This is a genomic window from Hymenobacter siberiensis (genome assembly GCF_018967865.2).
Taxonomy (GTDB): Bacteria; Bacteroidota; Bacteroidia; order Cytophagales; family Hymenobacteraceae; genus Hymenobacter; species Hymenobacter siberiensis.
On sequence record NZ_JAHLZY020000001.1, the window covers coordinates 1,253,390 to 1,274,010 of the forward strand.

Sequence of the window (20,621 nt, forward strand, 5' to 3'; positions counted from 1 at the left end):
CCATCATCATGGCCTCAAAATTTTTCCTCATTGCCCAACGCGAATACCTCACGCGGGTTCGCAAAAAGTCTTTCATCGTTCTCACGCTGGCTGTGCCGCTGCTGCTGGCGGCATTCGGTTTCATCATCGCCAAAGTAGCCAGTTCCGACAACGATACCACGGACGTGGTGGAGGTGCGCGACGACAGCGGCCTAAACATCGCCAGCCACTTGGTGAGCACTCCACAACTGCGCTTCGAAACGGCCACCGGCACGCTGGCCGAGGCTAAAAAAGGCTTCCTGAAGGCCAAACACGATGGCCTGGTGGTACTGCCCGCCGGCCTTGACGTGGAGAATCCCACCGGCGTGCAGTTCTTCGGCAAGGGCAACATCAGCCTCAAGAAGGAGCTTGCTGTAAAAAATGCGCTCGATAAGGCATTTTCGGATTTGAAAATGAAGAAATCCGGCCTCTCGCAGGAGCAGCTTGACCGGCTGCGCTCGAAGGTGGTGTTGCAGGCCGTGAGTCTGGACGAAACCGGGAAGGAGGCCGATAGCAACGCGCTGGCTACTTCGGGCATGGCCTATGCGCTGGCGCTGGCCATCTACCTGTTCATCTTCATCTACGGCGTGCAGATTATGCGCGGGGTGGGGGAGGAGAAGTCGAGCCGCATCATGGAAGTGATGCTGTCGTCGGTGAAGCCGTTTGATTTGATGATGGGTAAGATTGTGGGCATCGCGGCGGTGGGCCTCACGCAGTTTCTGCTGTGGGGTGTGCTTTCGTTCGGCGTGAGCTCGGTGGTGCTTCCCATGCTGATGGGCAAGGACAAGCCCAAAACGGAGGTAGCCGTTGCGCCAACAGCGCCCGGCGCGGCCGCTGCCAGCGCTGCCGACGAGCCGGAATCGGCGGTGGCAACTTTCGACAAGGGGATGGATAAGCAGAAGGACCAGGCCACCAATTCGGCCGGCCGTTTCGCCTTCTTCAACACAATAGCCAACCTGCCGCTAGGTACTATTCTCTTCGGTTTCATCGTCTATTTCCTGGGCGGCTACCTGCTTTATGGGGCGTTGTTCGGGGCCGTGGGCGCGGCCGTGGACGACCAGACCGATACCCAGCAGTTCATGTTTCCGATTACGATGCCGCTCATCCTGAGCTATATCGTGGGCGTGTCGGTCATTCTGCGCAATCCCGACGGGCCGGTGGCTTTCTGGATGTCGATATTCCCGCTGACTTCGCCCATTGCCATGGTGATTCGGCTGCCGTTTGGCGTGCCGGCGTGGCAGCTGGCGCTGTCCATCTTCCTGCTCATTCTCGGTTTCATCGGTACGGTATGGGTGGCGGCCCGCATCTACCGCGTGGGTATTCTGATGTACGGCAAGAAAGTGACGTACAAAGAGTTGGGCAAGTGGATGTTTTATAAGGGATAAACCAGCATTGTTTGACGAACTTTGAACGTCATGCTGAGCTTGTCGAAGCGTCTCTACTGCCCGAGTAATTCATTTACTATTAGTAGAGATGCTTCGACAAGCTCAGCATGACGTTCTTTTTACTATGATGACCCTCCGCCTGTTTATCCTTTTCTGCCTTGCATTCGCCAGTGTCGCTTTCACCAGTGACCGGCCGGCCTATCGCCTCTTCACTGCGGCCGGCCAGCCCGCCGACTACGACCAGATGCTGACTGAGCTGGCCCAGGCCGATGTGGTCCTCTTCGGCGAACAGCACAACGACGCCTTGGCGCATTGGCTGGAACTGCAAGTAGCCAAGGACTTGCTAAAGCTGAAAAAGCCCGGTGATTTGGTGCTGGGAATGGAAATGTTTGAGCGCGACGTGCAGCCCCTGGTGGCCCAGTACGCTGCCGGCACCCTGGCCGATACCGCTTTCGAGCGCCAGGCCCGCCCGTGGCCCAACTATGATACCGACTACCGCCCGCTGCTGCAATTTGCCCGCGAGAATCACCTCGCCGTCATTGGCACCAACGCCCCGCGCCCCTTCGCCAAAACCGTGGCCCAGCGCAGCCTTACCGCTCTCGACAAGCTGCCCGCTGCCGACCGTGCCCTACTCGCCCCGCTGCCCCTGAAAGTGGATTACGACCTGCCCGGCTACAAGAACATGGCTGCTATGTTCGGCGGTGCCGGCAGCGCCCACGGCGGCGGCGCCCAAAATATCATTCAAGCCCAGGCACTGAAGGATGCGACAATGGCCCATTTCATCGAAACCAGCTGCCAGCCCGGCGAAACCCTGCTTCACTTCAATGGCAGCTACCACTCCGACCACCACGACGGCATTGTGGCCTGGTTGAGGCAGTATGCGCCCAAGCTGCGCGTCCGCACCATCAGCGTAGTGACGCAGGAGGAGTTGAAGACCCTGGATAAAGAGCAGGTGAACGTGGCCGATTTCGTGGTAGTGGTGCCGGGCGATGCCAGCAAAACATATTGAGCAAATCAATGCATAACCGTAATGGATAAGTAGATATATTTGCTTTCACTCCAGCGCCAATGCTCATGCCTCATACCGATACCCAAAAAAGCGCCCTGTTCCAGCAAGTGGCCGCGCAGCTTCGGCAGCAAGGCTTCACTATTGCCAAAGAAGACCCAACGCGCCCGTGGGGTGGTTTTTTTGTGATTGACGAGGCCCAGGCGCAGGAATTTGCCAATACCTATTTCGATGGCTTGTTGGTGGATAGCTTGCGGATTTCGGGCCGACTGAGTCCCAAAATTCTGGTAGTGGCCCCGCACCAGCGGCTGAGCTGGCAGTACCACCACCGCCGCGCCGAAATCTGGCAGGTGGTGCAGGGGCCGGTGGGCGTGGCCGTCAGCGATTCTGATGAGCAGGGCGAAGTGAAAAACCTGCAGGTGGGCGAGCGGATTATTCTGCGGCAGGGTGAGCGCCACCGCCTCGTGGGCTTGAAGGATTGGGGCGTATTAGCCGAAATCTGGCAGCATACCGACGCGAACAATCCTTCGGACGAATACGACATCGTGCGCGTGCAAGACGACTTCGGCCGCTAGAAGCCGTTGTGGTACCAACAAAAAAGCTCGGTATTGCCGGGCTTTTTTGCTGTTCAGGAAAAAGCCTGGCTACGCTTCATCATCGCTGGGTTTCACCTTTTTCATCGCCTCGGCCAGCGACTGTTGCAGCTTAGTGCCGGAGTCGGCCGGGGCAGTTTCGCTGATGTTGTACTGCTTTTGCAGCCGCTCCCACTCCTCAATGGTGATGAACACGCCGGTGATTTTGCCTTTGTCGTCGGAGAGATACTTGATGTCCATTATCAGTAGGGGGTTAAATGATTTTTTCGGAACGTCGGGCTGCGTTGGTCGAGGCGTAACGCGCTTTCCTGGCACAAACGCCGCTTACTCGCCGGGGCGATAGGTTTTTTCGGCGTGGGCCTGCACGTCTTCGGGGTAGAAGCGCACCTCTTTAAAACGGCCGTTGCAGTATAAATCGGCCTGGTCGGTAAAGTGCGGCGTGCCGGGGCGGCTGCTCTGGCCTCCGGTCACCACTGAGCGTGCCGTGATGCGCGGGCCAAATTCCACCACCGCCACAAAGCTATTTCCCACGTTGCCGTAGCGTTTTTTCGTACCAGGATACGTGCGCGCACCAAACGCCGCCAGTGAGCCCCAGGCCGACGATGTGAAGGCCACCGGCTGGCTGGGCTGCTGGTCGTCGTAGGTTTCCTCGATGCGGCCGGTGAGGCGCTGGTAGCGGTTCACCTCGCCCCAGGGCATTTTCCAGGTGCCGAAATCGCGCGTCAGGTCGTCGAGGGTTTCGGAGAGGGTCGTGATTTTTTCCGATGGCGAAGTATTGGCCAGCGCGAAACGCACGAAGCTGATGTAGTCGAGCTGCGGCTGGGCCTCGGGTACGCGGGCGCGGGCTTTGGCCAGCAGCCGCTCGGCCCAGTAGATGGCCACCGTTTGGGCCACTGAAGTTTGGGCGTAGCTGTGGTCCCAGGCGCGGAGGGTGGCAATGGCTTCGGCCACGGCGGGCGCGGCGGCTTTTTCGGCCGAAGTGGGCTGGTAGGCAGCCAGCAGTGGCGGCAGCATATCATCGAAAGCGGTGAGGTGCGGGTCGTCGGCCGCCGTAATGAGCGTGTCGAGGCTGACCACGGCTTTGCTGCTGAGCACGCGCACGGCGTTCAGGCCGCGGTAGTTTTCGGCGTCGGGGGCTTCGTATTTGGGATATTTTGCGGCGGCCGGGCTGCTGGGGCCGCTCACGGTGAAGGGCGTGGAATTACAGTTCTGGATGAAGCCGCTGGCCGGGTTGTGCACCTGCACTAGCTCGCTCACCGGGTGGAAGCCCTGCCATTCGGTGGCCGACGTGCTGCCGTCTACCGGCTGGCTCCAATCGAATTTCGGGTTGCGCCGGGGCATGAAATTGCCGTGCCAGTAGGCAATACTGCCCTTGGTATCGGCAAAAACCGTGTTGTTAGAGGCGTTCCCGTTCAGCTTCATCACCTGCTGAAAACTGGCGTAATCGGTGGCCTTGGTGCGCAGGTACGACTGCTGCAAAGCGGCCAGCGGCGCGTTCATCATGCGCACCGCCACCCACTGCCCGTCCGATTTCTGCCCCACAATAGGGCCGTGGTGGGTGCGGAAGATGGTGAAAGTTTTGCGCAGCATCTTATCACCCGATTTGTAGGGCAGCGCCACTTTCTGCGCAGTCACGGCGCGCAGCTTGCCATCGTATTTGTAAAACGCCTTGCCGTCTTTTTCCTCAATCGTTTCGAGGTACTCGTCCATCGAATCGGCCTGGCTGGACGTGTGCATCCAGCCACAGTGCTCATTAAATCCCTGATAAATAAAGAACTGGCCCCAGGTCACGGCCCCGTAGGCGTTCAGGCCCTGCTGGCTCACCATCTGCACTTCGGAGCGGAAGTAAAACGAGGTATGCGGGTTGATGAGCAGCAGGGCGTGGCCGTTGGCGCTTTTGGCGGGCGCAATGGCAAAGCCGTTGGAGCCCACCGGCTCGCGGTCGGTGCGGCCAAAATCGGTATCAATCCAGGAGCTCGATTTCTTCTGGCTGTAAAAAGCCTTCAGCCGCTCCAGCGATACCACGCTGATATTGCCCCCAATGCTGCCCTCGCTGAACATGAGCGGCATCCAGGGCTGGAAGCGGCGCAGCAGCCGGGGCCGCACGGTGGGATGGGTGGCCAGGTAGTAGTTGGTGCCGGCCGCGAAGGCATCGAGCAGCAGCTTCATATCGGCTGGGCTCTTTTTATAGATGCTGAGGGCCTGGGTGCTGTCAAGAAACATGCGGGCACGCAGGTCGTGGTAAAGCTGGGCTTCGCCCTCCACTTCGGCCAGCCGACCAATGGCATCGAGGTAGTTGGTTTCGACGCGGGCAAAATCATCCTCGCACTGCGCGTAAAGCAGGCCGAAAACCGCGTCGGCATCGGTCTTGCCGTAAATGTGCGGCACACCGTAGCTGTCGCGCGTGATGCGCACCTGCCGCGCCTGCTGCTGCCAGTGCGCCACTTCGGCGGGGGTAAAGCGTTGAGCCAGTCCAGGCAAGCAAAGGCCGGCGCACAGGCTCAGCACAAACAGAAAGCGCATCATAGAAAGCAAAAAGTAAGGATGAAGCCATTGCGGCCATCGGCAGCCAGGGGCAGTAGTGGTCAAAGTACGGCGATTTGCCCGGCTCCGACGCGTTATGGCACCAGAGCCCGCGCACCGCAACCCACTGGGAAGCCCATGGCTGCCCCCCGCCAACTAACGCGGCAGCTACTTTCGCCGTCAGCTTTCCATGGAAAACCTGTTTTTTACCAGCTGGACCAGTTTGGTCCGCACGCTCATTATTGGTCTGCTGGCATACGTAGGGCTGATTTTGATGCTGCGCGCCTCGGGCAAGCGCCCGCTGTCGAAGATGAATGCCTTCGACCTGATTGTGACCGTAGCCCTGTGCTCCACGCTGGTCACGGTGCTGCTCAGCAAGGGCGTAGCCCTGGCCGACGGGCTGCTGGCTTTCGCCCTGCTCATTGGCCTGCAGTTCGGCATCACCTGGCTGTCGGTGCGCTTCAAAGCGGTGAGCCGGCTGGTAAAATCCGACCCCACGCTGCTGGTGTACACCGGCCACTACTTGCCCGATGCCATGCGCGCCGAACGCATTACGGAAGGTGAAGTACTGGCCAGTCTGCGCGAGCGCGGCATTGCGTCGCTGGCCGATGCCGCCGCCGTAGTCCTGGAAAACGACGGCACCCTGAACGCACTATCCAAAGCCTCATCGGCCGAAGGGTCGTCGCTGGGCAATGTGCCTGGTATACCCCAATAATATTTCGGGTAGATAATTGATTGTAATCTGAAGCTGCTTAGGGATTTCAGCAATAACAGAACGTCATTCCGAGCGCAGCCGAGGAATCTCGCTCGGGGTTGTTTGGGTGTCGTTCAACTATTCACGCGAGATTCCTCGGCTGCGCTCGGAATGACGTTTTTCTATTCTCGGGTACTTCCTAATCAGCTTCAATAACTAAAATAAAATAACCCAAGGATGCGAGCGATTGACATTCAATCGCTCGCATCCTTGGGTTAGCAAGCCAACCCGGGTTCAACCGGACCGGCTGGTTGCTTAGGCCGAAAATGACGAGCCGCAGCCGCAGGTGCTTTTGGCCTGAGGGTTGTTGAAAACGAAGCCACGGGCGTTGAGGCCATCCTGGAAGTCGACTTCCATGCCCAGCACGTACATGGCGTGCTTTTTATCCATGATGAGCTTCAGGCCGTCGAGGTCGTAGGTTTCGTCGGCATCTTTGGCTTTGTCGAAGCCCAGCAGGTAGCTCATGCCCGAGCAGCCGCCGCCCTGCACGCCGATGCGCAGGCCGTAGTCGGCGGGCACATTCTTCTCCTGAATGATGTTTTTCACCTCCACTACAGCGCGGTCGGTGAGGGTAATGGGGGCGAGGGTGGCAACAGCAGCCATAATAAAAATTGATTTAGCGGGAAGTTGGGAACAAAGATACGGCCGGAGCCGGCGTTGCCGTTGGTACGGCCGCAGCAGGGGAAACAGCGGTTGGGGCCCGGCGGTTCACGGCGTAGTTTTGTGGGCTATTTATGCACCTAGCACGTCATGCGGAGCTTGTCGAAGCATCTCTACCGCTTCGTTGCAATCGTCGTTGATTACTACTGCGGCAGAGATGTTTCGACAAGCTCCGCATGACGTTCAAAACCTTAAATAATTCCAATGGATTCAACTACCTATTTCTTCGACATCCTCAAGATTACCCTGCCCGCCATCATCGTGGCCGGAGTCATTTATATGCTGTTTCAGCAGTTTCTGGAGAAGGAGCAGCAGCGTCGCCTCATCGAGCTTCGCCTCGAAAGCAACAAAACCACGCTGCCGCTGCGCCTGCAGGCCTACGAGCGCATCGTGCTATTTCTGGAGCGTATCTCGCCCAACAACATCCTCGTGCGCCTGAGCAGCGGGGGCATTACCGCGCCCGAGTTTCACCGGCTGCTGCAGCAGGAAATCCGGGCCGAATACGAGCACAACCTCTCGCAGCAGCTCTATCTCTCGGCCGATGCCTGGACGCTGGTGAAGGAAGCCAAAGAAAACGTGCTCACAATGGTAAACCGCGCCTTCCACGGCATTCAGAACCCGGCCCAAGCCCGTGGCACTGAGCTGGCAAAGCGCATCCTTGAAGGCCTGATGATGGACGGGGCCGAGCCTACGGCGCAGGCGCTGGCCGTGGTGAAGAACGAGGCGGCCGGGCTGTTTTAACTTGTAGCACGTGCTTTAGCTTGTGCATGGTAGCGCCACCATGCACAAGCTAAAGCACGTGCTACAAGCCCTACGCTGTCACGCTCACTTCCTCAAGAGCCTTGCGGTAGCACTCCTCATACAGCGGCACGATGTTATCGACAGCGAACTCCTCGGCGCGGGCGCGGGCGGCGGCTTTGAAGCGGGGCAGGTTTGTGTCATCGAGCACGAAAAGGGCGTTTCTTACCATGTCGGGCACGTCGCCGATTTCGCTAATCATGCCCGTTACGCCGTGCACGTTCAACTCGGGAATGCCGCCGGCATTTGTACTCACCACGGGCACTTCGCAGGCCATCGCCTCGAGAGCGGCCAGGCCGAAGCTCTCGTTTTCGGACGGCATCAGGAACAGGTCGCCCACGCTCAGCACTTCCTCCACGGCTTCTAGCTTGCCGAGGAAGCGCAGGTCGCGGTGGCAGTCGAGGTCGCGGGCCAGCTTCTCCATGCGGCTGCGGTCGGGGCCGTCGCCCACTAATAGCAGCTTGGCCGGTATCTGGGCGCGCACGCCGCAGAAGATGCGCAGCACATCCTCGACGCGCTTCACGGTGCGGAAGTTACTGGTGTGGATGAGCAGCTTTTCGCCCTCGGGGGCAATGGCGGCCCGGAAGTGGCTTTTTTCCTGCTTCTTAAAACGGTGCAGGTCGATGAAGTTGGGGATGACGGTAATTTCCTTCTCGACGGCGAAATACTCGTAGGTTTCGCGCCGCAAATCGGCCGATACCGATGTCACCCCGTCGCTCTGATTGATGCTGAACGTCACCACGGGCTCGAAGCTGGGGTCTTTGCCCACCAGCGTAATGTCGGTGCCGTGCAGCGTGGTCACTACCGGAATCTGGATGCCCCGGGCACGCAGAATCTGTTTGGCCATGAAAGCCGCCGAAGCGTGCGGAATGGCGTAGTGGACGTGTAGCACATCCAGCTTCTCGTTCTGCACAATGTCAACCATCTTGCTGGTCAGGGCCAGCTCGTAGGGCGGAAACTGGAACAGCGGGTACGCCGGCACATACACCTCGTGGTAGAAGAGGTTCTCGTTGAAGAAGTCGAGCCGCACCGGCTGGCTGTAAGTAATAAAATGCACGCGGTGGCCGCGTTGGGCCAGGGCCTTGCCCAATTCCGTGGCCACTACGCCGGAGCCGCCAAAGGTGGGATAACAAACGATGCCGATGTTCATGAGATAATGCTGTTGCGCTTAGCGAACCAGATAAGAGGCGCATTGTTGCGCCAGCTGCTAGGTGTGGTGATTGACGTACGGGGTGTAATTTTACTTACTCCGGCTACCTTATACGGTAAAACTGATGCATCCGTAGGAGTGCGCATTCCAGCTAATTGATGGCTTGACTGCCTACAGTATAGTTTGCTCCATCAAGCTGCAACTGAAGCGGTAGGAAGCTGTGCGTTTATGATGGGGCAACGTTGACGCGTGCGTCAATCCATAAAGGATTCCGCGTAATCCTCACCCCATTTTTTGACGAATTGGTAATTTGTATCAAGTAGCAGCAATCATAATCCGCTGCTTGCCAAACTGTCAGCTGGCCTGTAATGCCAATGATAAAAGCCGTACTCAAAGTTGTGGAGTTCGGTAGTCTGACTGAACCCCGGCTGCGTAACATCAGTGAACCCTAAATCCATCATCTTCTTGCCGAACTCATTAAACACTGGCTCATCTTTAGTGAAAAGCAGTATTTTCTTATGTTCATCAAACGTAAGTTTCGTTTCACCCTGCTCGAAGTAAACAGCACATTCGATGAAGCCATCATCAAGAATGTTAGCCTGATTTTCCTGTAGAAAGCTAATGATTCCATTCTGAGAATGAATCGAATCATAGAAGCTGTTTAGAGAGTCCCCGAACGGTGATGCAGAGCGCAGCGAAGCATCACCGTTCGGGGACTCTCTAAACAGCTTCTATGCCTGTGGGTGGAATAAAAACATGCTCTTCTGGGTCAATAGGGTAAGAACAATTTTTAGAGCCCGTCATTACCGAGCCAGACAACTGAATCAAATTGTCCGGCTCTTCGAAATCTTCCAAGTTATCCAACCGAGCCGCTTCCGTAGCTTGAGGATTCAGAAAATCATTTTCTGCGGCAGCCTGTAGCGCATTAGCTAATACTTCGCCACAGTGTGAGCCATAGGCTTAGAAATTGCCCACTATTCCGGTAATGTCATCGGACTGGCCACCAATGAGGAAATACCAATATTGATTCTGCTCCTGCATTCGAAAAGGAAAGTAACTTAAAGCTGCTGCGTAGAGCTACTGTTAGCTAATTCATTGGCTTCCCTGAATTCTATATTTCCTTGATGCTTCCAGTGGAGCAGAAGCCCTTATTTCTGGCTGGCCGTAGCCGGCAGCTTCTTCGCGCTTTCCGCCGCCATAGCCTTATAAATAACCTCCTGAATGCGAGTGCGAATGTTGTACTGACGCAGCTTGTTATTGCCCGCGTCGGGGTACACGCGGTTGGAGAGGAAGATGTAGAGGATGTTATTGTCCGGGTCCATCCACACGCAGGTGCCCGTGAAGCCGGTGTGGCCGAAGGTGCTGGCCGGCGCGAGGTTGCTGGTGGGGCCTTCGGGCTTGCTGGGGTCGCCGTGGTCCCAGCCCAGGCCGCGCCGGCTGCCGGCCGTCTGGGGCCGCGCAAACTCCGTCACCACCGGCGACTGGAAGTAGCGGGTGCCACCGTAGTTACCGTTTTGCAGGTTCATCTGCATCAGCACAGCCAAGTCGTTGGCGGTGGCAAAAAGGCCGGCGTGGCCGCCCACGCCCCCTACGAGGGCGGCGGTTTGGTCGTGCACTGTGCCTTGCAGCTGCTCACGGCGGTAGTAGGTGTCGTTTTCGGTAGGCGCAATGCAGGTTTTGGGAAAGCGCAGCAAGGGGTTGTACGTCATGCTGCCCAGCCCCAGCGGCCGGTAGAAATTATCCTCCAGAAATTTTTCAATCGGCTGTCTGAGAAGCTTTTCGCACACCCGCTTCATCACCATAAAGCTCAGGTCCGAATATTCCGTGGGGTAGCGGCCCTTGATTTTGGGCAGCAGGCCGGAGCGCATGGTCCAGGCCCAGACGGAATCGTCGGCGGCTTTGGTGCTGTATTCGCCGGGCGCTACTTCGTTGGGGAAATCGTCGGAGCGGGCGCTGGCGTAGTAGACGGGTTTCAGATGGCCGTCGTGCAGGGTGCGTTCCCACGTCGGAATGCCCGGTTTGAGGCCGGCCTGGTGCAACAGCACGTCGCGCACGGTCATGTCGCGCTTGTTGGTACGGACCAGCTCGGGCAGGTAGGTGGCTACTTTCTCCTCGATATTCAGCTTGCCCTGGTCCTTGAGGTACATCACGGCTTGCAGCGTGCCGGCCACTTTCGTCACCGAGGCCAGGTCGTATAACGTGCTGCTGGTCACCGGTTGGGTCTGGTCGTAGGTGCAGTAGCCGTAGCTTTGGTCGAAGACCACGGTGCCGTTTTTGGCCACCAGTACCTGGCAGCCGGGGGCGGCGGCGTAGGTCTGGCTCTCTAGCGCGATATTGTCAATCTGGGCCAGCACCCGCGAGCTCAGGCCCTGGCTTTCGGGCACGGCGTAGCGCAGACGGTGCAGGTCGGCGGTGGCAATGCCAAGATTGGTTTTGAGCGTGGGCGATACCGTAACGGGCAGTTTGCCCCGGGCCGGCAGCGCCCCAAACAGCACCTGCGGCACCACCAGCTGCGCCGCATAATGGTCCTCGTAGCCGCACACCAGCGTGCGGGCATCTTCCAGAAATTTCAGCGAATAGGCGTTGCCCATGGCCACCACCACCGTTTTGATGCGCTTGTTGGCCTCCAGCTGCTTGATAAATTTCATCGCCCCATCGCCGATGCCGTAGTTGTGGCTGGGCGTGTTGTTCATCTGGTGCAGGCTCACCACCACTACGTTATATCCCTGCAGGCGGCTGCTGATGCGGGCAAACGTGGAGTCGGGCGCGTAGCGGTCGGGCACGGCATATACCGGGCCGGGCTGGTACTTATTGAAAATGGTAGCGTACGGCCCTTCCGCCTGCGTGCCGATGGTGATGGCCGCAATCCGCAGCGTATCGAGCCGCTGGAAGGGGAGGAGATTATCGTCGTTTTTTGCCACGGTCACCGCGTGCTCAAAAATGCTCTGGGCCAATACCTTTGAATCGGGCAGGTTCAGACTATCGCGCAGGGTACGCAGGTTCACGGGCTGGTAGTGATTTAGCCCGGCCCAGTACTTGGCCCGCAGAATTTTCTTGATGCGCAGGTCCAAATCGGCCTGCGTGAGCTTGCCGGCGGCCACCGCTTCGCGGATGCGCAGCAGGGCCGACGGCACGTCCTCCGAAAACAGCAGCACATCGTTGCCGGCGGCCAGGGCCAGGGCATCCAGCTCGCCATCCTTGTAGAGCTTGCTCACACTGCGCATGTTCAGCGCGTCGGTGAAAACCAAGCCTTTAAAGCCCATCTTGTCCTTCAGCAAGTCCGTAACCAGCGCGTGCGAGAGGGTGGTGGTTTTGGCATCCGTTGTGTCGAACAGCGGCATGTAGAGGTGGGCCACAATCACGCCCATCACCCCGGCCTCAAACGACTGCTGGAAGGGCACCAAATCCACCTTTGTAAGGCGGGCCATATCGGTATTAATAACCGGGAGCGAAACGTGCGAGTCGGTATCGGTGTCGCCGTGGCCGGGGAAATGTTTGGCCACGGCCATCACGTTGTTATCCTGCAAGCCCTTGATATACTGAATGCCCAGCGCGGCCACGCGGTTCTGGTCCTCGCCAAACGAACGGTTGCCGATGACCGGGTTGCCGGGGTTGGAGTTCACGTCGAGCACTGGCGCGAAGTCGATGTGTACGCCCAGCGCCCGCATTTTGCGGGCAATGTCGCGGCCCATCTGGTACACGTACTTGGGGTCATTCATAGCCCCCAGCGTCATTTGCTTGGCAAAGTGGGCCGAGGAGTCGAGGCGCATATCGAGGCCCCACTCGGCATCCATGGCGATGAGCAGCGGCACTTTGGCGGCGGCCTGCAGGCGGTTGGCCATCAGGGCCTGGCGCTTGGGGCCGCCTTGCATAAACATCACGCCGCCAATGCCCTGATTACGTACCAGCCGCTCGATGCGCTCTACGTGGCTGCGGTCTTTGTTCGAATACGCGGCCACCATGAACAGCTGGCCCAGGCGCTGGTCGGGCGTGAGCGCATTAAAAATGCTATCGACCCAGGCCGTTTCCACCGGGCCGGAAGGCAGCGGGTCGGCGGGCATTTTCTTTACATCGGCAAACGACAGCAACAGTCCCGCCGCCAGCAGCAAAGCCGCCATGGTAAGCTGGAAAGGGATGCGCATCAGCCCCGTAGGGTTGGTGGGTTGGTTCAAGGGGCAAACGGGCCGCGGGGGCCGTACTTTTGTCGTGAGTAGCAACGGAACCCGCCGGCCGGGTTTGGAGGTTCCAATCCTGGGCGGCTTCGGCACGAAACGCAACGGTGCGAGCCGTAAAATTTCGCTTTGGAACTCCGCTATTCGGCCGCGAAGGTACGCAACAAACCCCGTCGCGGGTTTACAACGCGGTGCTTTTTTGGTTATTGTTCAATACGTTTCGGCTTGTTGGCGTGCTGGTTAGCTGTTCGTTGTTCGCTCCTCAATTCTCGCTTTCCGCTTCCAGAAAATGCCTGATATCATTCACCTGCTTCCCGAATACCTTGCCAATCAGATTGCGGCCGGCGAGGTGGTGCAGCGCCCCGCCTCGGTGGTGAAGGAGCTGCTGGAAAATGCTGTCGATGCCGGGGCCACTCAGGTGCAGCTTATTGTGAAAGAGGCTGGTAAGCAGCTTGTGCAGGTGGTGGACAATGGCGCGGGCATGAGCCCCACCGATGCCCGCATGAGCCTGGAGCGCCACGCCACCAGCAAAATCCGCTCGACCGAAGACCTGTTCCGCATTCGCACCCTGGGCTTCCGGGGCGAGGCCCTGGCCAGCATCGCGGCCGTGGCCCAGGTCGAAATCCGCACCAAGCAGCGCGACCAGGACACCGGCAGCCTGCTGCTCGTGGAGGGCTCGCAAATCACCAGCCAGCAGCCCACCGCCTGCCCGGACGGTACCAGCATCGCCGTCAAAAACCTGTTTTTCAACGTGCCCGCCCGGCGCAATTTCCTCAAGAGCAACGCCGTGGAAATGCGACACATTCTCGATGAGTTTCAGCATGTAGCCCTGGCCAATCCGCAAATTGCGTTCTCGCTCTATCAGAATGAGCTGGAGGTGTTTGGTCTGCCGGCCGGTAAGCTGAGCCAGCGCATTGTGGCGCTGCTGGGCAATGGCTACAAGGAGCAGCTGGCAGCCTGCGAGGAGGTGACGCACTCCATTTCGGTGCGCGGCTTTGTGGGCAAGCCCGAGTCAAGCAAGAAAAGCCGGGGCGACCAGTTTTTCTTCGTCAATAACCGCTTCATTCGCTCGGCCTACCTCAACCATGCCGTGCTGGCGGCTTACGAAGGCCTGCTGGCCCGCGACACGCACCCGTTCTACGTGCTGTTTCTGGAGCTCGACCCCAAGGCCATCGATATCAACGTGCACCCAACCAAGACGGAAATCAAGTTCGAGGATGAGAAAACCGTGTACGCCGTGGTGCGCGCCGCCGTGAAGCAAAGCCTGGGCCTGCACAATATTGCGCCCTCGCTGGACTTTGAGGGCGATGTGAACTTTGCGCCCATCCGCCCGCTGCGGGCCGGCAAGGGCACCGGCGGCATACCTACCGAAGCCGACGACCACCTACCTGCCGCCACGCCTGCCGCCCGCGCCGCCGCCGCCAATGGCGATAGCTACCGCCCCGATGCCCTGGCCGCTGCCGCCTCGGGGGCGGCTCCGCGTACTGTTGGTGGCAGCTCCGGCTTCGCTAATTTCAACTCCGACACCCGCCGCGACGGCTTCGAGCGTGAGCTGCCGCCGCGCCCCACCGAGCAGGCCCGCCGCGACCTCGAAGCCTTTTACCGCGAGCTGGGCCAGCCCGTGCGCGACAACGCCAGCATCGACGCCGTGACCGCCCGTAGCTTTGATGGGCCCGCGCCGGCCGTGCCCGTCGAGTCCATTATCAATAACCTGCCTGGGCGGGGGGCTCCCGGCTCGGCTGAGCTATCGCTGGGCCTGAACGTGCCCGATGGTGCCCCGGGCCGGGTGGTTCCGGCCCGCGAGGGCAGCGGCGCGGGCAGCCGCGCCGTGCAGGTGCAGCAGCGCTTCGTGCTGGTGCCCGTGAAGTCGGGCGTGCTGCTGATTGACCAGGAAGCCGCCCGCGAGCGCATTCTGTATGAGCAGTACCAGCAGGAGCTGGGCCGGGCCGTGGGCACTTCACAAACGCTCTTATTTCCGCGCACGGTCACGTTTTCGCCGGCCGACTTCGCCGTGCTGCGCGAGCTCACGGAGCCGTTGCACGCGCTGGGCTTCATTTTTAATGAGTTTGGGCCGAGCACCATTGCCGTGGAAGCCATCCCGGCCGGCATGCCGGCGCAGGACGAAAAAGAGCTGCTGGAAAGTCTTATCGAGCAGTTTCGCACCACGGCCAGCCCGCTCAAGCTCGACCAGCGCGAGAGCCTGGCCCGCGCCCTGGCCCGCCGCGTAGCCGCTGGCACCGCCGCCACCCGCCTGCCCGAATCCGAACTCAACGCCCTGGCCGACCGCCTCTTCGCCTGCCAAACCCCCGGCTATACCCCCGACGGCCGTAAAACCCTCGTACTCCTTGACGGCCAGCAGCTAGCCGATTTCTTCCGTAAGTAAAGTAGCGCGGACTTTTAGTCCGCGAGTGAGTGAATCCCACCCATCTTCCCGTCACGCGCGGACTAAAAGTCCGCGCTACAGGTGCCCCGGCTAGCTTTGTGCGGCCAATTTCTGTTAAACATCACTCCAGCGGAACGTTGGAGCTATACCCCATTCATGTTCAATCTCACCCCCACGGTTCGCAATTTGTTGATTGCGAACGTTCTGTTTCTTGTTGCCCAGCAAAGTCTGCTGCCGCTCATCACCCAGGTCGGCAGCTTGTATCCCGTCGGTTCGCCGTTTTTCTTTCCCTGGCAGTTCTTTACCTATATGTTCCTGCATGCCGGCTGGGGGCATTTGATTGCCAATATGTTCGGTCTTATTTCCTTCGGGCCGCTGCTGGAGCAGCGTTGGGGCGCGTCACGCTTTCTTACCTTCTGGCTGATTTGCGGCGTGGGGGCCGGCGTGCTCTACGAAGGTGTGCGCGGCTACGAAATGCACAAGATGGAAGTGGCGCGGCAGGAGTTTCATCAGTCGCCCACCGGCGGAGATTTTGCCAATTTTTTCCGCTCGTACTTTCCCGATGCCACCGGCTACGAAAGCCTGGCTGGTGCGCTGGAGCGCAACCCGCAAAACCAGGAATACATCAATGCCGCCACCAAAGCCGTGGATGGGGCCGTTGTCGAAACCCGCGATTCTCCCAACGGCGGCATGGTAGGTGCTTCGGGCGCACTGTTCGGCATCCTGTTCGCCTTCGCCTACCTGTTTCCGAATACAGAATTAATGCTGCTTTTCTTTCCGTTTCCCATCAAAGCGAAGTATTTTGTGTTTCTATATGCCGCGTACGAGCTGTACAACGGTGTGCACCGCACCCCAGGCGATAATGTTGCCCACTTTGCCCACCTCGGCGGGTTGCTGATTGGTTTCATTGTCCTCAAGTTCTGGGAGGGCGGCCGGGAACGGTTTTACTAATAGTTGGTTGTTGAAATAAGCGGGCCGCGTTGGCGGCTATTCCGTTACATTCATTGAATCTGTTTACTCCCGATACATGCCATGAGCATCGTTCAAGATATTCGCACCGCCTTCAGCCGCCGCGACAATGCCCTCATCCAGCTCATCCAGCTCAATGTGCTGGTATTTGCGGGCCTGATTGTGGTGCAGGCCGTGATGACCATCAGCAGCACTAGCGGCTATTTCCCGCTGCTGCTGCGCCAGTTTGAACTGTCGTCGGCGCTGCCGGAGTTCATTCGCCACCCCTGGACGCTGCTCACCTACGCCTTCACGCACACCACCTACCAGAAGAGTTTCTTCGACGGCCTGCTCCATATCCTGTTCAATATGCTGAACCTGTACTGGTTTGGGCAGCTCATCCAGGAGTACCTCGGCAACCGTCGGCTCGTGAGCCTCTACGTGCTGGGGGCGCTGGCCGGTGCGGCGTTCTTCCTGCTCAGCTTCAACCTGATTCCGGCTTTCCAGTCCGGCCTGGGCAGCCCCATGAATGGGGCATCGGCGGCGGTTTCGGCCATCATCGTGGCCGCGGCCACGCTGCTGCCCGACTACACGTTCATGGTTATCCTCATCGGCCCGGTCAAAATCAAATGGATTGCGGCTGTAGTGATTCTACTCTCGCTCGCGGGCCTCAGCGGCGGCAACCCGGGCGGCATGATGGCCCACCTCGGCGGGGCCTTGCTGGGCTTCGTGTTCATCAAGCAGTTGCAGGCCGGGCGCGATTTGGGCCGGCCGGTGCAGGCCGTCGGCAACTGGTTCAGCCGCCTCGCCAGTCCGCGCCCCACCATGCGTGTGAGCAGCACCACTCGCCGCCCCGAGCCGGTAGCGGCCGCTTCTATGAGCAGCAGCAAGAAGCCCGCCGCCCCCGGCCAGCCCCTGCAGGACGAAATCGACACGATTCTGGATAAGATTTCGCGTTCCGGCTACGAGAGCCTTTCCAAGGACGAAAAGCAGAAGCTTTTCCGGGCCAGCCAGCAGTAGGCCGGCGCTGGTTAAGGCTTGGTCACTCTAACGGGTTTGAGTAGGCGTCATGCAGAGCGCAGCGAAGCATCTTTACCGCAATAGTAAATCGGATTACTGGTGGCGGGCAAGATGCTTCGCTGCGCTCTGCATGACGACCTTACGCGCTGCGCAGCCAGGCCTTAGCCAGTTCTAGGTCCTGAAACAGCCGAATCTCGAAGTTCTGGCCCACGCGCGTCACCAGTTCGGCGGCCGATGCCTGCCCAAAAATGCCCGGCGATACGATGTGCGCAAAGCGTTTCAGGCCCAGGGCCAGCGCCTGCGGCATCCAGTTTTCGGCAATCCATTCGTTGGCCGAGCTCCAGGAGCCGATGATTTTGCGGTTGTCGTTCAGCATATGGGCGCACGGGTTTTCCCGCAGGAAATCAATGGTCGCCTGGCAGCCCTGGATAACTTTCTCGGTGTGCAGCACCCCCACCCAGTTGTTGTAAATCCACTGGTTGGCTGCATCAAATTCGATGGTTAAGAATATTTTATCGAACGCGTTGACCAGGGATTTCTTCATGGGTAAACAGGGAGTAGTAGGTGATAGTGGAGTTGTTTAGAAAGTCACAAAAGGTACTCAAACGGTCATGCTTCGCGGCGCGCTGCATGACCGTTCGGGGACTTTCTAAACAGCTTCAATATCCAAAGGTAGCCATATTATTTCAGCAGTTCTCTGGTAAAGCAAAAGGGCCAGTGCTGCGAAGCACTGGCCCTTTTGTAAGTAGTTGGCAGGTATTACGCAGGCTGGGCGCTGCTCATTTTGTCGAGCGCATCCATCACCTCTTTCACGTGGCCGCGCGAGGTTTCAAGCATGGCTTTCTCTTCGTCGTTGAGCTGCAGCTCAATCACGCGCTCCACGCCGTTTTTGCCGAGGATAACCGGGGCACCGAGGTACACACCGTTGATGCCGTATTCGCCTTGCAGCTCCAGGCACACGGGGAACACGCGGCGCTGGTCGCGCACAATGGCCTCCACCATCTGGGCGGCAGCCGCGCCGGGCGCGTACCAGGCCGACGTACCCATGAGCTTCACCAGCTCGCCGCCGCCGTTCTTGGTGCGCTCCACAATGGCATCAAGCTTCTCCTTAGAAATCAGCTCGGTAACGGGAATGCCACCCACGGTGGTGTAGCGGGGTAGGGGCACCATGGTGTCGCCGTGGCCACCCATGAGCACGGCCTGAATGTCTTTCGGGCTCACGTTCAAGGCCTCGGCCAGGAAGGCGCGGTAACGGGCCGTGTCGAGGATGCCGGCCATGCCGAACACCTTTTCGCGGGGCAGCTTGGCGGTGAGGTGGGCCTGGTAGGTCATCACGTCGAGCGGGTTGCTCACGATGATGATAATGGCGTTGGGGGAGTGGGCCACCACCTGCTCGGTCACCGATTTCACGATGCCGGCGTTGATGCCAATCAGGTCGTCGCGGGTCATGCCGGGCTTGCGGGGCAGGCCGGAGGTAATCACCACCACGTCCGAACCAGCGGTGCGGGCGTAGTCGCTGGTTACGCCCACGGTGCGCGAGTCGTAGCCGATAATCGGAGCTTTCTGCCAGATATCGAGGGCTTTGCCTTCGGCAACACCTTCCTTGATATCAACCAGGACAATTTCGTTAGCAATTTCACGGGTGGCGAGCACATCAGCGCAAGTTGCGCCGACATTGCCGGCTCCGACTACGGTAACTTTCATAGGAAAAGAATTGGGGGGTTGGAGTTTCGCGGGTAAAAGTACGGACGGGCCGCTCAAGCTTGGGTGAAAAAAGCAAGTTTTTACCCAAGCCGGAGTTCGGGAGTTAAATCGATTGCCCAAAAAACACTACATCCGCTGCACCGTGAGCACGCGCTCCGAGGTTTCTTCCACCTTAAACCGGTCATCGACGCGCCAGCCCACTACCCAGCAGATTTTGCCATCGGCCGAGGTGAGCACGCGCACGTCATCCTTCAGGTTCAGCGGCACTTTCTGGTCGATGAGGAAGTCGCTGAGCAGCTTTTTGCCCTTCATGCCGAGGGGCATAAACCAGTCGCCTTCCTGCCATTTGCGCAGCGTGAGCGGGAATTTAATTTTGTCGGCATCGAGCGCGGCCGTGCTTTTGGAGCGTGGGATGATAAAGTGCCGGGCATCGTCGTGCAGTTCGGCTTTCAGGCGCATGCCGTCGGCCAGCAGGTCGGTCTGGCCCGCCGTCAGCTGGAAGGTACCGAACTGCGACAGCCGCCGCGGCGTGATAACCAGATGCTCCCGGTCCTTCACCAGCCGGTGCGTGGGCGAGTCGAACTTCCGGCCACTCTCGCCGGGGAAAGCGGCCACAATGTCCTTCACCACCAGCCACGAAAAACCGAACGGCCGCAGGATTTCGTGCAGCACCAGGGCCGTGGCGGCTGTTTTTTGCAGCGTACTGATATTTAAATACGTTACCTCCGCTTCGTCGCGGCGGGCCTGGGCGGCGGTTTCCTCCACGTAGCGGCGCACAATTTCCTCGGCCCCGCCCACGCGCTCGGCGGTGCCGTGCATGGTCTGGTCGAGATTGGGGTTGATTTCGCGCAGCACGGGCAGCACCTCGTGGCGCAGCAGGTTGCGCTGGTACACGGGGCTGGCGTTGCTGTCGTCTTCACGCCAGCGCAGGCCGCGCTCTACTAAGTATTCGTGCAGGGCATCGCGTCCCAGGCCCAGCAGCGGGCGGATGATGTGCCCGTTTTTCACCTGAATGCCGTGCAGGCCGGCTAGTCCGGTGCCGTGCGTGAGGTTGAGAATCATGGTTTCGGCCTCATCGCGCTGGTGGTGGGCCGTGGCGATGTAGGCCAAACCCTGCGCCTGCCGCACCTGCTCAAACCAGCGGTATCGCAGGAAGCGGGCCGCCATCTGGGTCGAAATGCCTTCCTGCTCGGCGTAGGTTTTGGTCTGGAAAAACTCGGCGAAGTAGGGGAGGTCGTACTGTTTGGCCAGCTTGCGCACAAACTGCTCGTCGGCGTCGGCATCTTCGCCGCGCAGGCCGAAGTGGCAGTGCGCCACCGCCACCTGCGCGCCCAGCTTGTGCAGCACATCCAGCATCACCACCGAATCGAGCCCGCCACTCACGGTTACCAGAATGGGGTCGTTTTCGATGGAAAATAGATTGTTTTCTTCAATGAAGCGGCGAACGGAATCAAGCATGGTGCAACGGGCAGCCCAGAGGGCTAATAAGTACTACAGTGCAAATATG

Annotated in this window: 16 protein-coding genes; 8 read left to right on the forward strand and 8 right to left on the reverse strand. The window is 59.1% G+C overall.

What is annotated here, in order from left to right; all coding sequences use genetic code 11:
- Nucleotides 1-8 precede the first annotated feature (8 nt).
- The 3 genes from KQ659_RS05500 to KQ659_RS05510 all read left to right on the forward strand — a co-directional run bounded on the left by KQ659_RS05500 (nucleotide 9) and on the right by KQ659_RS05510 (nucleotide 2,984).
- Nucleotides 9-1,403, forward strand: a complete 1,395-nt coding sequence (locus KQ659_RS05500) for an ABC transporter permease (protein ID WP_216689899.1) — start codon at nucleotides 9-11, stop codon at nucleotides 1,401-1,403.
- A 124-nt stretch (nucleotides 1,404-1,527) separates the two neighbouring features.
- Nucleotides 1,528-2,412 carry a ChaN family lipoprotein gene (locus tag KQ659_RS05505; protein ID WP_226915640.1) on the forward strand — a complete coding sequence of 295 codons (885 nt, stop codon included), beginning with the start codon at nucleotides 1,528-1,530 and terminating at the stop codon, nucleotides 2,410-2,412.
- 65 nt (nucleotides 2,413-2,477) lie between these two features.
- Entirely contained in the window at nucleotides 2,478-2,984 is a 507-nt protein-coding gene (locus KQ659_RS05510; protein ID WP_216689897.1) for a cupin domain-containing protein, read from the forward strand.
- Nucleotides 2,985-3,053: 69 nt separating this feature from the next.
- Here KQ659_RS05510 and KQ659_RS05515 read toward each other — a convergent pair whose 3' ends face one another.
- Together KQ659_RS05515 and KQ659_RS05520 are read right to left on the reverse strand one after the other, a co-directional pair.
- Nucleotides 3,054-3,242 carry a hypothetical protein gene (locus KQ659_RS05515; RefSeq protein ID WP_216689895.1) on the reverse strand — a complete coding sequence of 63 codons (189 nt, stop codon included), beginning with the start codon at nucleotides 3,240-3,242 and terminating at the stop codon, nucleotides 3,054-3,056.
- 84 nt (nucleotides 3,243-3,326) lie between these two features.
- On the reverse strand, nucleotides 3,327-5,525 hold the full coding sequence (locus KQ659_RS05520; RefSeq protein WP_216690750.1) for a penicillin acylase family protein: 2,199 nt from the start codon (nucleotides 5,523-5,525) through the stop codon (nucleotides 3,327-3,329).
- Nucleotides 5,526-5,715: 190 nt separating this feature from the next.
- On the opposite strand from KQ659_RS05520, the gene KQ659_RS05525 reads away from it, so the two are divergent.
- Nucleotides 5,716-6,240 (forward strand): DUF421 domain-containing protein, encoded by a 525-nt coding sequence (locus tag KQ659_RS05525; RefSeq protein WP_216689893.1) that lies wholly within the window; start codon nucleotides 5,716-5,718, stop codon nucleotides 6,238-6,240.
- Nucleotides 6,241-6,534: 294 nt separating this feature from the next.
- On the opposite strand, the gene KQ659_RS05530 is transcribed toward KQ659_RS05525, so the two are convergent.
- Nucleotides 6,535-6,882: a HesB/IscA family protein gene (locus KQ659_RS05530; RefSeq protein WP_168675019.1), complete on the reverse strand. Its 348-nt coding sequence runs from the start codon at nucleotides 6,880-6,882 to the stop codon at nucleotides 6,535-6,537.
- 261 nt (nucleotides 6,883-7,143) lie between these two features.
- On the opposite strand from KQ659_RS05530, the gene KQ659_RS05535 reads away from it, so the two are divergent.
- Nucleotides 7,144-7,680, forward strand: a complete 537-nt coding sequence (locus KQ659_RS05535; RefSeq protein ID WP_216689891.1) for a DUF7935 family protein — start codon at nucleotides 7,144-7,146, stop codon at nucleotides 7,678-7,680.
- A 70-nt stretch (nucleotides 7,681-7,750) separates the two neighbouring features.
- On the opposite strand, the gene bshA is transcribed toward KQ659_RS05535, so the two are convergent.
- A complete protein-coding gene (gene bshA, locus KQ659_RS05540) occupies nucleotides 7,751-8,887 on the reverse strand; it encodes an N-acetyl-alpha-D-glucosaminyl L-malate synthase BshA (RefSeq protein WP_216689889.1) in 1,137 nt (378 codons plus the stop codon).
- A 1,148-nt stretch (nucleotides 8,888-10,035) separates the two neighbouring features.
- Nucleotides 10,036-13,059, reverse strand: coding sequence for a glycoside hydrolase family 3 N-terminal domain-containing protein (locus KQ659_RS05545; RefSeq protein WP_226929852.1), 3,024 nt, complete (start codon nucleotides 13,057-13,059; stop codon nucleotides 10,036-10,038).
- Between the two features lie 289 nt (nucleotides 13,060-13,348).
- Between KQ659_RS05545 and mutL the strand changes: the two genes are divergently transcribed.
- The 3 genes from mutL (at nucleotide 13,349) to KQ659_RS05560 (ending at nucleotide 17,410) form a co-directional block, all read left to right on the forward strand.
- The gene (gene mutL / locus KQ659_RS05550) at nucleotides 13,349-15,442 is read left to right on the forward strand and encodes a DNA mismatch repair endonuclease MutL (protein WP_216689887.1); all 2,094 of its coding nucleotides are present in this window, start codon (nucleotides 13,349-13,351) and stop codon (nucleotides 15,440-15,442) included.
- 156 nt (nucleotides 15,443-15,598) lie between these two features.
- Nucleotides 15,599-16,393, forward strand: a complete 795-nt coding sequence (locus tag KQ659_RS05555; RefSeq protein ID WP_216689885.1) for a rhomboid family intramembrane serine protease — start codon at nucleotides 15,599-15,601, stop codon at nucleotides 16,391-16,393.
- A gap of 81 nt (nucleotides 16,394-16,474) precedes the next feature.
- Complete coding sequence (locus KQ659_RS05560; protein WP_216689882.1) at nucleotides 16,475-17,410, forward strand: rhomboid family intramembrane serine protease; 936 nt, start codon at nucleotides 16,475-16,477, stop codon at nucleotides 17,408-17,410.
- A 139-nt stretch (nucleotides 17,411-17,549) separates the two neighbouring features.
- Here KQ659_RS05560 and KQ659_RS05565 read toward each other — a convergent pair whose 3' ends face one another.
- The 3 genes from KQ659_RS05565 to tilS all read right to left on the reverse strand — a co-directional run bounded on the left by KQ659_RS05565 (nucleotide 17,550) and on the right by tilS (nucleotide 20,572).
- Entirely contained in the window at nucleotides 17,550-17,954 is a 405-nt protein-coding gene (locus tag KQ659_RS05565) for an STAS/SEC14 domain-containing protein (RefSeq protein WP_216689880.1), read from the reverse strand.
- A 215-nt stretch (nucleotides 17,955-18,169) separates the two neighbouring features.
- Nucleotides 18,170-19,114: a malate dehydrogenase gene (gene mdh, locus KQ659_RS05570; protein WP_216689878.1), complete on the reverse strand. Its 945-nt coding sequence runs from the start codon at nucleotides 19,112-19,114 to the stop codon at nucleotides 18,170-18,172.
- Nucleotides 19,115-19,240: 126 nt separating this feature from the next.
- The gene (gene tilS / locus KQ659_RS05575; RefSeq protein WP_216689876.1) at nucleotides 19,241-20,572 is read right to left on the reverse strand and encodes a tRNA lysidine(34) synthetase TilS; all 1,332 of its coding nucleotides are present in this window, start codon (nucleotides 20,570-20,572) and stop codon (nucleotides 19,241-19,243) included.
- Between the last annotated feature and the right edge of the window lie 49 nt (nucleotides 20,573-20,621).

Coding starts and splice junctions, on each gene's coding strand:
- KQ659_RS05500 (WP_216689899.1), top strand. CDS start 9: ATGGCCTCAAAATTTTTCCTCATTGCCCAACGCGAATACCTCACGCGG.
- KQ659_RS05505 (WP_226915640.1), top strand. CDS start 1,528: ATGATGACCCTCCGCCTGTTTATCCTTTTCTGCCTTGCATTCGCCAGT.
- KQ659_RS05510 (WP_216689897.1), top strand. CDS start 2,478: ATGCCTCATACCGATACCCAAAAAAGCGCCCTGTTCCAGCAAGTGGCC.
- KQ659_RS05515 (WP_216689895.1), bottom strand. CDS start 3,242: ATGGACATCAAGTATCTCTCCGACGACAAAGGCAAAATCACCGGCGTG.
- KQ659_RS05520 (WP_216690750.1), bottom strand. CDS start 5,525: ATGCGCTTTCTGTTTGTGCTGAGCCTGTGCGCCGGCCTTTGCTTGCCT.
- KQ659_RS05525 (WP_216689893.1), top strand. CDS start 5,716: ATGGAAAACCTGTTTTTTACCAGCTGGACCAGTTTGGTCCGCACGCTC.
- KQ659_RS05530 (WP_168675019.1), bottom strand. CDS start 6,882: ATGGCTGCTGTTGCCACCCTCGCCCCCATTACCCTCACCGACCGCGCT.
- KQ659_RS05535 (WP_216689891.1), top strand. CDS start 7,144: ATGGATTCAACTACCTATTTCTTCGACATCCTCAAGATTACCCTGCCC.
- bshA (WP_216689889.1), bottom strand. CDS start 8,887: ATGAACATCGGCATCGTTTGTTATCCCACCTTTGGCGGCTCCGGCGTA.
- mutL (WP_216689887.1), top strand. CDS start 13,349: ATGCCTGATATCATTCACCTGCTTCCCGAATACCTTGCCAATCAGATT.
- KQ659_RS05555 (WP_216689885.1), top strand. CDS start 15,599: ATGTTCAATCTCACCCCCACGGTTCGCAATTTGTTGATTGCGAACGTT.
- KQ659_RS05560 (WP_216689882.1), top strand. CDS start 16,475: ATGAGCATCGTTCAAGATATTCGCACCGCCTTCAGCCGCCGCGACAAT.
- KQ659_RS05565 (WP_216689880.1), bottom strand. CDS start 17,954: ATGAAGAAATCCCTGGTCAACGCGTTCGATAAAATATTCTTAACCATC.
- mdh (WP_216689878.1), bottom strand. CDS start 19,114: ATGAAAGTTACCGTAGTCGGAGCCGGCAATGTCGGCGCAACTTGCGCT.
- tilS (WP_216689876.1), bottom strand. CDS start 20,572: ATGCTTGATTCCGTTCGCCGCTTCATTGAAGAAAACAATCTATTTTCC.